At 72.5% G+C, this 13467-nt stretch carries 10 protein-coding genes; 5 read left to right on the forward strand and 5 right to left on the reverse strand.

The window, feature by feature from the left end:
- Nucleotides 1-88 precede the first annotated feature (88 nt).
- Nucleotides 89-1054 (forward strand): YihY/virulence factor BrkB family protein, encoded by a 966-nt coding sequence (locus QF034_RS33055; protein WP_307178361.1) that lies wholly within the window; start codon nucleotides 89-91, stop codon nucleotides 1052-1054.
- 34 nt (nucleotides 1055-1088) lie between these two features.
- On the opposite strand, the gene QF034_RS33060 is transcribed toward QF034_RS33055, so the two are convergent.
- Nucleotides 1089-1997 (reverse strand): helix-turn-helix transcriptional regulator, encoded by a 909-nt coding sequence (locus tag QF034_RS33060; RefSeq protein WP_307178362.1) that lies wholly within the window; start codon nucleotides 1995-1997, stop codon nucleotides 1089-1091.
- Nucleotides 1998-2171: 174 nt separating this feature from the next.
- On the opposite strand from QF034_RS33060, the gene QF034_RS33065 reads away from it, so the two are divergent.
- Together QF034_RS33065 and QF034_RS33070 are read left to right on the forward strand one after the other, a co-directional pair.
- Nucleotides 2172-3191, forward strand: coding sequence for a zinc-binding dehydrogenase (locus tag QF034_RS33065; RefSeq protein WP_307180029.1), 1020 nt, complete (start codon nucleotides 2172-2174; stop codon nucleotides 3189-3191).
- Between the two features lie 71 nt (nucleotides 3192-3262).
- Nucleotides 3263-4372: a winged helix DNA-binding domain-containing protein gene (locus QF034_RS33070; protein WP_307178363.1), complete on the forward strand. Its 1110-nt coding sequence runs from the start codon at nucleotides 3263-3265 to the stop codon at nucleotides 4370-4372.
- Nucleotides 4373-4385: 13 nt separating this feature from the next.
- Here the strand turns inward: QF034_RS33070 and QF034_RS33075 are convergent, their stop codons facing one another.
- The 4 genes from QF034_RS33075 to QF034_RS33090 form a co-directional block, all read right to left on the reverse strand.
- Nucleotides 4386-5033, reverse strand: a complete 648-nt coding sequence (locus QF034_RS33075) for a LysE family translocator (protein WP_307180030.1) — start codon at nucleotides 5031-5033, stop codon at nucleotides 4386-4388.
- Between the two features lie 130 nt (nucleotides 5034-5163).
- Nucleotides 5164-5955, reverse strand: coding sequence for a S1 family peptidase (locus QF034_RS33080; protein ID WP_307178364.1), 792 nt, complete (start codon nucleotides 5953-5955; stop codon nucleotides 5164-5166).
- Nucleotides 5956-6166: 211 nt separating this feature from the next.
- Nucleotides 6167-9016, reverse strand: a complete 2850-nt coding sequence (locus tag QF034_RS33085) for a helix-turn-helix transcriptional regulator (RefSeq protein WP_307178365.1) — start codon at nucleotides 9014-9016, stop codon at nucleotides 6167-6169.
- 204 nt (nucleotides 9017-9220) lie between these two features.
- Nucleotides 9221-10030, reverse strand: a complete 810-nt coding sequence (locus tag QF034_RS33090; RefSeq protein WP_307178366.1) for a helix-turn-helix transcriptional regulator — start codon at nucleotides 10028-10030, stop codon at nucleotides 9221-9223.
- A 125-nt stretch (nucleotides 10031-10155) separates the two neighbouring features.
- On the opposite strand from QF034_RS33090, the gene QF034_RS33095 reads away from it, so the two are divergent.
- Nucleotides 10156-11844 (forward strand): AMP-binding protein, encoded by a 1689-nt coding sequence (locus tag QF034_RS33095; RefSeq protein ID WP_307178367.1) that lies wholly within the window; start codon nucleotides 10156-10158, stop codon nucleotides 11842-11844.
- Nucleotides 11841-13439, forward strand: coding sequence for an AMP-binding protein (locus QF034_RS33100; protein ID WP_307178368.1), 1599 nt, complete (start codon nucleotides 11841-11843; stop codon nucleotides 13437-13439). Before QF034_RS33095 ends, QF034_RS33100 begins: the two co-directional genes overlap by 4 nt.
- Nucleotides 13440-13467 lie beyond the last annotated feature (28 nt).

Here is a 13467-nt window from a genome sequence, read left to right on the forward strand (position 1 = left end):
TCTCCCCGGAGGGGAGAGGTTCACAGGGCAACCGGACAGGGAGCAGCCTCCGACAGGAAGCCGCCCTACGACAAGGAGCGTCCACGCCATGGGTACCGCCGTCCACGTCCCGCAGACCCGGGACATGATCGGAGACGAGCTCTCCGGAGACGAGGCGTTCACCGCCCTGCGCCACTACGGAGGGCTGCGGCTGCTGGCCGACTCCTTCGCACGGTTCCGGTACGCGGACGGGTTCACCAACGCGCGGGCCCTCGCCTTCCAGGTCGTGCTCGGGCTGGTCCCGTGCACCGTGGCGCTCGTCGGGCTGGCCACGTCGGTGCACACGGAGGGCGTGGGCCGGGTCATCGAGCTCACGCTCGGCCGGATCGTGCCGGGGGCCAGCGCGCAGATCGTCGAGGACGCTTTCGAAGGGACGCGGCGCACCGCGCACGGCGATGTCTGGAGCACGCTCGCCCTGTGGCTCGGTCTGGGTTTCGCGCTGCTGAACCTCGCCTCGGCCATGGGCCAGATCGAGCGCGGCGCCAACCGCATCTACGGCATCGAGCGGGACCGTCCCTTCCCGCGCAAGTACGGGCGGGCGATCGTTCTCGCGCTCGCCGCCGGTCTGCCCCTGGTGCTGGGGTTCGTCGTACTCGTCGCCGGCGAGGCCGTGGGCGACGCCGTGGCGGACTCGGCCGGCTGGGAGGACAGCGGGTCACGGTGGTGGGGGGTGCTCGACATCCCCGTGGGGCTCGCACTGGCCTGGGTGGCCTCCGCCGTGATCTTCCGCTGGTCGCCCCGACGCGTCCAGCCCGGCTACACCTGGCTGGCCTTCGGTTCGGCCGTGCATCTGCTGCTGTGGGTGTCGGCCACCTGGCTGCTCGCGCTGTACGTCGAGGAGAGCGGTGCCTTCGGCGCCGTGTACGGGCCGCTCACCGCCTTCATCGCCCTGCTGCTGTGGGCCAACCTCACCGCCGTCGCGCTCTTCCTCGGCATCGCGTTCGCCGCCCAGCTCGAAGCGGCCCGCGCCGGAATCAAGTCAGCCGTCCGGCCGGACCCGGGACCCGGCGCGTGAGCCCGGACGACAGACAGCAGGCAGGGGCTTCGCGTCAGGACTGTGCGGGGCGTTGCCGGCCGGTCGTCGCGTCGGGGTGCCCGGCGGGCTCGGGTGCGCTCAGGCCGAGCAGGAGCATCGCGTCGTGGTCGGGGCTGCCGGGTTCGGCGGTGTAGACGCAGAGGCGCTGACCGGGCGTGCCTTCGAGGTGCATGTTCTGGCCCCTGAGGGTCAGGACGCCGACCTCGGGGTGGTGGAAGGTCTTCTGGACGTTCTTGCGGCCGATGACCTCGTAGCGTTCCCACAGCTTGGCGAAGTCGGGGCTCTTGAGCACGAGTTCGCCGACGAGGCCGGCCAGGTCGGGGGCGTCGGGGCTGGTGCCGGCCTGGGCGCGCAGCCGGGCCACGCACGCGCGCACCAGGGGCTCCCAGTCGGGGAACAGCTCCCGGGCCGCGGGGTGCAGGAAGAGGTAGCGGGCGAGGTTGCGCTGCTTGGCGGGCCAGTCGGCGAGACCGGCGTACAGGGCGAGGCCGCCAGGGTTCCAGGCGAGCAGGTCCATGCTGCGGCTGACGATGTAGGCGGGGTTCGGCCGCATCGTCTCCAGGAGCAGCTTCAGGTGCGGCCGGACGGTCCGGCTGGGCGGGGGAGGGGGTTCGGGAGCGTAGTTGGCGGCCCGGGCGGCGAGTTCGCGCAGGTGGTGGTGTTCCTCGTCGTCGAGGCGCAGTGCGCGGGCGAGGGCGTCGACCACGCCTGGGCTCGGCCGGGTCTCCTTGCCGCGTTCCAGACGGATGTAGTAGTCGATGCTGACCCCGGCGAGGGACGCCAGCTCCTCGCGGCGCAGACCGGGCGTGCGGCGGACGCTCGCGCCCGGGGTGAAGCCGACGCTCTCGGGGCTCGTCTGGGTGCGGCGGGCGCGCAGGAAGCGCCCCAGTTCGTTGCCGCTGGTGTGCTGCTCCGATGCCATGGACCCAGTGTCGCAACACCGCCACCAGGGCGGTATCCGCGAGGGGGGCCCTGTCATACCCACCACTGCGCACCCCCCGGAAGCGCCCGGTCTCCCTGGCGGGCACGCAGGAGCGCACGGTGGGTGACGTCAAGGAACCTGCAAGAAGAGGAGAACTCCGTGCGCGCAGCCATGATGTACGGCGCCGGTGACGTCCGGACGGAACACCGGCCCGACCCGAAGATCCAGCAGTCCACCGACGCCGTCGTGCGCACCGTCCTGTCGTGCGTGTGCGGCAGCGACCTGTGGCCCTACGGGTCCCTGCCCGCCACCGGCACGGGCCGCCCGATGGGACACGAGTTCCTCGGCGTGGTCGAGGAGACCGGCTCCGACGTGTCCGGCCTGGAACCCGGTGACCTGGTCGTCGCGCCGTTCACGTACTGCGACAACACCTGCGACTACTGCGCCAAGGGCCTGCACTTCTCGTGCCGGCAAGGTGGCCGGTACGGCGTGGACGGCGTGGACGGCGGCCAGGGCGAGGCGGTGCGCGTCCCCCAGGCCGACGGCACCCTGGTCAAGCTGCCCGTCGACGCCGACTCCCCGCTGCTGCCCTCGCTGCTGACGCTCTCGGACGTGATGGGCACCGGCCACCACGGTGCCGTCACCGCGGGCGTCGGCCGCGGCGACTCGGTCCTGGTCGTCGGGGACGGCGCGGTGGGCCTGTGCGCGGTCGTCGCCGCCAGGCGGCTGGGCGCCGAGCGGATCATCCTGATGGGCCGGCACGAGGCCCGCACCGATCTCGGCCGCGAGTTCGGCGCCACCGACGTGGTCGCCGAGCGCGGTGAGGAGGGCGTCGCCCGCGTCCGCGAACTGACCCGCGGCGACGGTGTGGACAAGGTCATCGAGGCCGTCGGCACCCTCCAGACGCTCCAGACCTCCCTGGCGGCGGTCGTGGACGGCGGCACCATCAGCCGGCTGGGCGTCCCGCAGTACGAGGAAGGGCCCCTCGGCCCGTCCACGATCATGCGGAACATCACCCTCACCGGCGGCGCGAGTCCGGCCCGCGCCTACATCGAGGAGCTGATGCCGGACGTCCTGGACGGCACCATCCAACCGGGCCGCGTCTTCGACCGGAGCTACACCGTCGACCAGACCCCGGACGCCTACCGGGCGATGGCGGACCGCCGCGTCCTCAAGGCGCTCATCCGCTTCTGACCGTCGCGGACCTCGAACGGCACGACAATCGCGGCCAGAACCTGTCCGCGACTGTCGTTACCGTGCTTCCCATGACGAACACCCAGCGGAGCGTCACGGCACCCCACCTGGGTATCCGGGCCCTCAACCGCGCCACCCTCGACCGGCAGCTGCTCCTGCGCCCGGCCCGGATCTCCGCCGCCGCGGCCGTCGAGCACCTGGTCGGCCTCCAGGCGCAGAACGTCAAGCCTCCGTACTACGCGCTCGCCGCCCGCCTCGACGGCTTCGCCCCCCAGGCGCTGTCCCGGCTGATGGCCGACCGCGAGGTCGTTCGGATCGTCACCCTGCGTTCCACCATCCACACCCACACCGCGGACGACTGCCTGACCCTGCGTCCGCTGGTGCAGCCCGCCCGGGACCGGGAGCTGACGAACTTCCGCAAGGGACTCGCCGGTGTCGACCTGGACCGGCTCGCCGCCCTCGCCCGCGACCTCGTCGAGACCGAGCCCCGCACCATGAAGCAGCTGCGCGAGGCCCTGCTCAAAGAGTGGCCCGACGCCGATCCGCAGGCCCTGGCCGTCGCCGCCCGGTGCCGGCTGCCGCTCGTGCAGGTGACCCCGCGGGGCCTGTGGGGCCGGAGCGGGCAGGTCACTCTGACCACCGCCGAGCACTGGCTCGGCCGCCCCGCCGCACCGGCCGCCACGCCCGACGCGGTGGTGCTGCGCCACCTCGCCGCCTTCGGCCCGGCCTCCGTGCGGGACATGCAGACCTGGGCCGGACTGACCCGCCTGCGCGACGCCTTCGAACGTCTCCGCCCGCGCCTGGTCACCTTCCGGGACGAGAGCGGCGTCGAGCTCTTCGACCTGCCGGACGCCCCCCGCCCCGGCCCGGACACCCCGGCCCCGCCGCGCTTCCTGCCCGAGTTCGACAACCTGCTGCTCTCCCACGCCGACCGCACCCGCGTCGTCCCGCCCGAGTACCGGGGCCGCGCCTGGCAGGGCAACATCGCCCATTGCACGCTCCTGGTCGACGGCTTCCTCGCGGGCCTGTGGCGACTGGAGGAGCACGCGCTCGTCATCGAGCCCTTCGGCCGGCTCACCGCGGCCCAGCGGGAGGAGGTCACCGCCGAGGGGGAGCGGATGCTGCGGACGATGCACCCGGAGACGTCGTACGACATCCGCTTCGGCGTCGTACGGGGCTGATCGGAGCGGGGGCTCAGTCCGCCCGGCCCGTCACCGCCACCGTCAGGCCCAGGCCGATCATCGTGCAGCCGCCCGCCCCGCCGATCAGGGAGAGGCGGCGGTCCGAGCCGGCGAACCAGGTACGGGCCGCCGACGCGGTCAGGCCCCACAGCGTGTCCGTGACCAGGCCGATCGAGATCGGTACGAGGCCCAACAGCAGCATCTGCAGGGGGACATGGCCCGCCGAGTGGTCCACGAACTGCGGCAGCACGGCGGCGAAGAACACCACGCCCTTCGGGTTGGTGACACCGACGAGGACCCCGTCCACCAGCGTACGGAGATCGCCGCGGGCCGGTCCCGTCGGCTGTGTGCTGATCTGTGACGCCTTGAGTTGCTTGCGATGGCGGAACGCCTGCACCCCCAGGAACACCAGATACGCGGCGCCCGCCAGCTTCACCGTCAGGTACACCGTCACCGATTGCTCGACCAGCGAGCCGATCCCGACCGCGACCGCCACGACCAGCAGGTAGGAGCCGACGACATTGCCGAGGGCCGTCGCCACGGCGGTGCGGCGGCCGTGCGCGAGGGCCCGGCCGATGACGAACAGGACGCTGGGCCCCGGGACCACGATCACCAGCAGCGACATGGCCGCGAAGGCGAGAATTCGGTCGGCGGAGACCACGAGCATCACACTCCTCTTCGCGGTCCATTGAAGCACCCGCGCATGGAGAGGGGGCGTTGCGGGCCGCTCGTGGAGGCCCGCAACGCCCCCTGGTATGTCACCTGAGGGGTACTCAGGAGCTTTTGCCCGGCTATGAGTTGATCTGCGTCGTGACCAGGTTGGAGAAGGTGGTCAGCCGGGTGTAGACACCCGGGTAACCGGCCTGGGCGCAGCCCTCGCCCCAGGAAGTGATGCCTGCCAGGACGCCCCCGATGAGCAGGGGGCCGCCGCTGTCGCCCTGGCAGGTGTCCACGCCGCCGGAGGTCTTTCCGGCGCACACCATGTCGCTCTGCACGAAGTCGGAGCCGTAGGAGCTCGCGCAGCTGGAGTCGGACACGGTCGGTACGGTCGCGGTGCGCAGCTGGTTGGAGGAGCTTCCGCCCGCGGAGGTGGTGCCCCAGCCGAGGATGCGGGCCGTGGTGCCGGCCGCGTACACCGAGGTCTGGGAGGAGGAGACGTACTTCGCCGTGGTGTACGGCATCGACGTCGACAGCGTCAGCACCGCCACGTCGTCGCCGTTGGTGGCGTCGGTGTAGCTCGGGTGGACCCATATCTTGCTGACTTTGGCGACCGTGCCGTTGGTGCCGTTGAGGTAGGTGCGGCCGCCGACGACGCGCACGCCGCTGGTGGTCTCGCCGACCATGCAGTGCGCGGCGGTGACGACCTTGGTGGGCGAGACCAGCGTGCCGCCGCAGAACTGGTTCTGCGAGGCGTCCGTGATCTGCATGACGAACGGGTACGCGGTCGTCGTGGTCGTCGTACCGCCGACGATCGGCTGGGGCGCGGCGACGGCGGAAGGAGCGGCGAGCAGTGCGGTCGCGGCGGCGGCAGCGGTCGCGGTGGCGACGGCGGCGGCTTTCCTGACACGGTTGAACCCGAACATGGGTCTCCTCGGGGAGTTGCCGGTGGGGGGTCGCGCGGGTGGTGGTGCACGGTGACCCTGACGCCGTTGTTCGGATCTCCGTGTGCGCGGCGAGCGGCACGCGACAAAGCTAGAGCCCGGACGTGCGGGCTCCCAATGAGGGAACCCCCTAAGGGAGTTGGGCAGGGAAAACCCTCGGTCGGGCCGAACGGACCTGGTGGACGCGGGTGCGTCAGGTCGTGCGGCGGCCCGCCGCCAGCCGGACGATGTCCACCCGGGAACGGATCCCCAGCTTCCGGTAGACCCGGGTCAGGGTGGCCTCGACGGTCTTGACGCTGATGAACAGCCGGGCCGCGATCTCCCGGTTGGTCGCGCCCTCCATCACCAGCGAGGCGACCTGACGCTCCATCGACGCGAGGCCCGCCAGCGCGTCGAGCGCGACGGGCGGTGCGACGGAGGCCGGCTCCACCGCCGCGGGACCGGCAGCGGCGGCCGCGTCGACCTGCCGCAGCCAGGGCAGCGCCCGGCAGCGCCGGAACAGCCGGGCGGCCTCGTCGTACGACGGTCCCGGCAGGGGAGTACCGCCCGTGCGGGGGAAAGCGGCGGCCTGGGCGCGCAGCCGGGCCAGCGCGAAGGCGGCCCGGGCCTCCTCCAGGCCGTAGCCCAGCCGGCCGAGCCGGTCCTGGACGGACGTCAGCCGGACCAGTGCGGCCTCGTGCTCGCCGCGCGCCGCCCGCACCAGCGCCTCGGCCCGGTCGAGGACGGCCAGCACGCTCTCCCGGCCCAGCCGCAGCGCGTGCACCCGTGCCGTGTCGATGACGTCCTGGGCCTCGCCCGGTTCACCGATGCGGACCAGGGCCTCGGCGAGGTCGCCGTGCCAGCGGCCGCGCGCCGGGTCGTTGATGCCGAGGCCCTGCTCCAGCTCGCGCACCCGGCGCAGCGAACGGACCGCGGCCGCCGGGTCCCCGGCCACCGACTGGGCGTAGCCGAGGGCCGCCAGGGCGCGGGACAGATACATCTGGTCGCCGTCGACCTCGGCATGGTCGGCCGCCTCACGGGCGAGGGCCAGTGCCCGGTCGACATCCCCGGCGGAGGCCTCCGCGAGGGAGGCGAGCATGGCGGAGGCGCCCTCGCCGATCCCGGCGTCCCGGGCGAGCCGCAGGCTCTCGCGGGCCAGGTCCAGGGCCCGGCCGCAGTGCCCGGAGCGCAGTTCCGTGTCGGCGAGGAAGCGCAGGAAGTGCACCTCGCTCTCGACCATGCCGCGCCTGCGCACCTCGCGCAGCAGCGCGGTGATGGTCGCCCGCGCCTCGGGCAGCTGGTCGCTCATGATCAGCCAGCGGAACCGGGCCGAGCCGGCGCCGTTGTGATGGCAGGCCACATACGGGTCCTGCGGCTCCTTCAGCGCCCGTTTGACGGTCGCGGGGGCGTCCGGGTGGCCCATCAGGGTCTCGGTGGAGGCCTGGAAGGACAGCGCCATCAGCTCGGTGCGCCGGTCCTTGCCGCGGGCGGCCAGCTCCGCCGCGTGCGCGGCCTCCTGCCGGGCCTCGGCGAAGTCGCCCTCGACGACCAGGCCGCGCCAGGCCAGCTGGTAGTGGACCAGGGCGAGCAGCCCCGGGTCGTCGCCCGCGTCGGCCAGGACCTGCGGGAAGACGGCGTCGACGTCGCCGAGCGCCTGACCGGCCGCCTCGATGACCACCATCCAGGCCCGCACCCGCTCCGCCGGCACGGTGGCCCGGGTCAGCACGTCCCGGGCGATGTCCCGGGCGAGATCGGCCTCGCCGGCGGTGATGGCGTCCTCCGCGGCCTGGAGCCGCCGCTCGTCCGGGCCTGGCGCGCTGTCCGCCGGGGTGTGCCGCGCCGCGAGCAGCCCGAGCGAGGCGGCCACCGACGGCGCCCCGCGGTCCCGGGCCAGCGCGGCGGCCTCGGCGAGCCGGGCCGCCACCTCCGGGTCGGTTCCCGTGGTCGCCAGGGCCAGATGCCGGGCCCGCTCGATCGGGTCGGAGGCCGCCGTGGACAGCGCGGCGTGCACGGCCCGCCGCTCCCCCGCCGGGGCCTCCGCGTACAGCGCGGCCGAGATCAGCGGATGCGCGAACCGTACGGCGGGACCTTCCCCCTCGGTCGCCAGCAGCCCCAGCGCCGCGGCCTGGGCGGTCTCGGCCTCGGCGTGCTCCCGGCCGGCCGCGTGCAGCAGCGCCAGCGTGGGACGGGCACCGGAACTGGCCACGAGCAGGGTGCGGCGGGCCTCGTCCGACAGCATCTCCAGCCGGCTCAGCACCAGCGCCCGCAGCGAGGTGGGCACGGGCAGCGGCTCGCCGGGCCGGGGCCGGGTGGGGCTCTCGGCGAGGGCACGGCCCAGTTCCAGCGCGAAGAGGGGGTTGCCGCCGCTGGTGCGGTGGATGTCGCGGATCGTGGAGCGGGACAGGGGGGTGTAGCCGCGGTGGTCGAGCAGTGCGGAGACCTGGGTCCGGGACAGCGGGCCCAGCCGGACGGCGAGCGTGTCGGGCGGAGACGCGCGTAGATGACGGTCGTATTCCTGGCCCTCGGTCCGCACCGCGCACAGCATCTGCACGGGGGTGTCGCCCAGCCGGCGGGCGGCGAAACCGAGCAGTTCGGCGCTGGCCGCGTCCAGCCACTGGAGATCGTCCGCGACGATCAGCACCGGGCCCTTGGCGGCGAGGGCACGCAGCGCCGACAGCACGGCGAGACGCAGCGCGAGCCCGTCGCGCTGGAGGGTGGACTCGCCGCGCCCGGTGAGCGCGGACTCCAGGGCGGTGCGCTGGGCGGCGGGCAGCGCACTGGAGACGTCGTCCAGGACCAAGCCGAACAGATCGGCCAGCGCCAGGAAGGGCAGGTGGGATTCGGACTCGGTGGCCGAGCAGCGCAACACGGTCCGGGCCGCACCGGTGTCATCAGCGGCCAGCGCCCGCAGAACCGTCGACTTTCCGATGCCCGCGGGGCCGTGGAGCAGCACACTGCCGCCTCGGCCGAGCTGTTCACGCGCCGACGTGAACAGGTCCTCCCGGCCGATGACCACGTCGGGGCGGCTCCTGGGAGGCTCCTGGAAGTCCCGTGGCACGGTCACCGCTCCCCTCCGTGTGGCGTGTCCTGGCCAATATTAGGCAACAGCTCTTTGAATTTCGGACGGACGGCGTGGTGAGGGAAATAACAACGCAGGTCCGAGCGTGAATTCATCGGTCTCCCGGAATGCGGCGGAACACGGCGGTGGCGCCCGGTCGGGAACCCGTCGGCATATCGAACGGCAGGGGCAAAGGAAAACATCACAAACCTATGGCAACCACCCCGCCCGGCGTGCCGCGACCACGGCCTCGCCGCGGGTCCGGGCCCGCAGCTTCCGCATGGCCGACCGCAGGTACCCCTTCACCGTCTCGGGCGTCACGCCCAGCCGCTCGGCCGCTACCGCGTTCGTGGCCCCCGCGGCGACGCACGCCAGCACGTCCACCTCGCGGGGCGTGAGCCGGACCCGGTCCGACGGTGTGGCATCGGCCGTGAGCAGGGCACACGCGTCGAGCAGCTCGGCCCGCAGCTTGGGATCCGCGATCTTCGGGGCCAGCGCCCGCAGCGCCGCGTGCGCCTCCCGCACCTGCTCCCGTCCGGCGCCGGCCCCGCCCTCCGCGGCGAGCGTGCGGGCCTCCTCGCGCACGACCAGCGCCCGCTCCACGTCCCGCGCCGCCTCGACGGCCTCGTCCAGCATGCGCCCGCCCAGCGGCAGGGCCGTCCGCAGCGCCCCGTACAGCACCCCCCGCACCGAGTGCCGTACCACCACCGGCACGGCCAGCACCGAGCGCAGTCCCTCCACCGCCACCGGGGCGTCGTACTCGTGGCTGATCTGCCGCGACACCGAGTAGTCCGTCACCACGCACGGCCGCGCCAGCACCAGCGTCTTGCCGCCCAGCCCGTTCCCGGACGTCACCACCAGCGAACGCAGGGCGTGCGTCGCCGTGCCGCTCAGCTCGCTGATGCGCATCCGCTGCCCGGCCTCCATCAGGCCGCCGAAGGCGACCGGAAGGCCGGTGGCACGCCGCAGACGGAGCAGCGCGTTGCGTATCTCGACCCCGTCGGACGCGTCTGCTGTCACCTGCTCGCCCCTTCATGACGGCTCCTGTGCGGGCGCACCCCCCGTTCGGGGGTAGTGAGACCTGCATCACGGATTACACGATGGCTCGGAGCCGCCCGGCAATGGTCCGGTACCAAGGAGGACACATGACATCGGCGACGGAGGCGTTCCGCAGCGCGCGGGACTTCCTGCTGGAACACCGCGAGGACTACGGCACGGCCTACGAGGGCTTCCGCTGGCCCCGTCCCGACTACTTCAACTGGGCGCTCGACTGGTTCGACGAGATCGCGGACGGCAACGCCCGCACCGCTCTGCACATCGTCGAGGAGGACGGCCGCGAGACACAGCTGTCCTTCGGGGAGATGTCCGTACGCTCGGACCAGTTCGCCAACTGGCTGCGCGCCCGGGGCGTGCGCGCCGAGGACCGGATCCTCGTGATGCTCGGCAACCAGGCCGAACTGTGGATCACCGCGCTCGCGGCGATGAAGCTGCGGGCCGTGGTCATCCCGGCCACCCCGCTGCTCGGCCCCGCCGACCTGCGCGACCGCGTCGACCGCGGCCGGGTCCGGCACGTCATCGCGCGCTCCGCGGACGCGGGCAAGTTCGCCGAGGTCCCCGGCGACTACACCCGCATCGCCGCGACAGACGCGACAGACGCAGGAGCCGTGCCCGAGGGCTGGCTGCCGCTGGCCGACGCCTACGGCGCCCCCGCCCGCTTCACACCCGACGCCCCGACCCGGGCCGACGACCCGCTGATGCTGTACTTCACCTCGGGCACCACCGCCCGGCCCAAACTCGTCGAGCACACCCACACCTCGTATCCGATCGGGCACCTGTCGACCATGTACTGGATCGGCCTCAAGCCCGGCGACGTGCATCTGAACATCTCCTCACCCGGCTGGGCCAAGCACGCCTGGTCCAACCTCTTCGCGCCCTGGAACGCCGAGGCGACCGTCTTCCTGTACAACTACACGCGCTTCGACGCCGCCCGGCTCATGGCCGAGATGGACCGGGCGGGGGTCACCACCTTCTGCGCCCCGCCCACCGTCTGGCGCATGCTCATCCAGGCCGACCTGACACAGCTGCGCACCCGGCCCCGCGAGGTCGTCGCCGCCGGTGAGCCGCTCAACCCGGAGGTCATCGAGCAGGTCCGCCGGTCCTGGGGCGTCACCATCCGGGACGGCTTCGGCCAGACCGAGACGGCCGTGCAGGTCGCCAACAGCCCCGGCCAGCCGCTCAAGACCGGCTCGATGGGCCGGCCGAGCCCCGGCTACCGCGTCGAGCTGCTGGACCCCGTCTCGGGTGCGCCGGGCGCGCGCGAGGGCGAGATCGCGCTCGACCTGTCGGACCGCCCCGTCGGCCTGATGACCGGCTACCACGGCGACGCGGACCGCACGGCGGAGGCGATGGCCGGCGGCTACTACCGCACGGGCGACATCGGCGCGCGGGACGCGGAGGGCTACATCACTTACGTCGGCCGCGCGGACGACGTCTTCAAGGCGTCCGACTACAAGATCAGCCCCTTCGAGCTGGAGAGCGTGCTGCTGGAGCACGAGGCGGTGGCCGAGGCGGCCGTGGTGCCCGCGCCGGACGAGCTGCGGCTCGCGGTGCCGAAGGCGTACATCGTCCTGGCGGAGGGCTGGGAGCCGGGCCCCGACACCGCGAAGGTGCTGTTCGAGCACTCCCGCCAGGCCCTCGCCCCCTACAAGCGCGTCCGCCGCCTGGAGTTCGGGGCCCTGCCCAAGACCGTCTCGGGCAAGATCCGCCGCATCGAGCTGCGCGAGGCGACGGCGGCCGGGTCGGACGCCGAGTACCGCGAGGAGGACTTCCGGTGACCTCGTACAGTCATGGAACCAGCGCGACGGCTCTGCTCGGCGACACCGTCGGGGCCAATCTGGACCGGGCCGTGGCCACCTGGCCGGACCGTGAGGCGCTGGTCGACGTGGAGTCCGGGCGGCGCTGGACGTACGCGCAGTTCGGCGCGGCCGTCGACGAGCTGGCCTCCGCCCTCCTCGCCTCCGGGGTCGCCAAGGGTGACCGGGTGGGCATCTGGGCGGTCAACTGTCCCGAGTGGGTCCTGGTCCAGTACGCCACCGCCCGCATCGGCGTGATCATGGTGAACATCAACCCGGCCTACCGCACCCACGAGGTCGAGTACGTCCTCAAGCAGGCCGGGATCTCCTTCCTGTTCGCCTCCCTCAGCCACAAGACGAGCGACTACCGGGCGATGGTCGACGAGGTGCGGGGCAGATGCGCCGACCTGCGCGAGGTCGTCTACATCGGCGATCCGAGCTGGGACGCGCTGCTCGGGCGGGGGACTCCCGGCGCCCGGATCACGGACGACGGCCTGTCCTGCGACGACCCGATCAACATCCAGTACACGTCGGGCACGACGGGCTTCCCCAAGGGAGCCACCCTCTCCCACCACAACATCCTCAACAACGGTTACTTCGTGGGCGAGTTGATCGCCTACACCGAACAGGACCGGATCTGCATCCCGGTGCCCTACTACCACTGCTTCGGCATGGTCATGGGCAACCTGGCCGCCACCTCGCACGGCGCCTGCATAGTGATCCCGGCCCCGTCCTTCGACCCCAAGGCCACGCTGGAGGCGGTCCAGCAGGAGCGCTGCACCTCGCTCTACGGCGTCCCGACCATGTTCATCGCGGAGCTGAACCTCCCCGGTTTCGCCTCGTACGACCTCTCCTCCCTCCGCACCGGCATCATGGCGGGCTCGCCCTGCCCGGTGGAGGTGATGAAGCGGGTGGTCGCCGAGATGCACATGCAGCAGGTCTCCATCTGCTACGGCATGACCGAGACGTCCCCGGTCTCGCTCCAGACCCGGATGGACGACGACCTGGAACACCGCACCGGCACGGTCGGCCGCGTCCTGCCGCACATCGAGGTGAAGATCGTCGACCCGGCGACGGGAGTGACGCAGCCGCGCGGTACGGCGGGCGAGTTGTGCACCCGCGGCTACAGCGTGATGCTCGGCTACTGGAACGAGCCGGAGAAGACCGCCGAGGCCGTCGACGCGAGCCGCTGGATGCACACCGGCGACCTCGCGATGATGCGCGAGGACGGCTACGTCGAGATCGTCGGCCGCATCAAGGACATGATCATCCGTGGCGGGGAGAACATCTACCCCCGTGAGATCGAGGAGTTCCTCTACGCCCACCCCAAGATCCAGGACGTCCAGGTCGTGGGCGTCCCGCACGACCGCTACGGCGAGGAGGTCCTCGCCTGCGTCATCCCCCACGACCCCGCCGACCCGCTCACCCTGGACGAACTCCAGACCTTCTGCCAGGGCCGCCTGGCCCACTACAAGATCCCGACCAGGCTCCAGCTCCTCGACTCCTTCCCGATGACGGTGTCCGGGAAGGTGCGCAAGGTCGAACTGCGGGAGAGGTTCGCGGGCGGGCGGGGGTAGAGGAGCCCGGGGCCGCCGGCGGCCACAC

It is taken from the genome of Streptomyces africanus (genome assembly GCF_030816955.1).
Taxonomy (GTDB): Bacteria; Actinomycetota; Actinomycetes; order Streptomycetales; family Streptomycetaceae; genus Streptomyces; species Streptomyces africanus.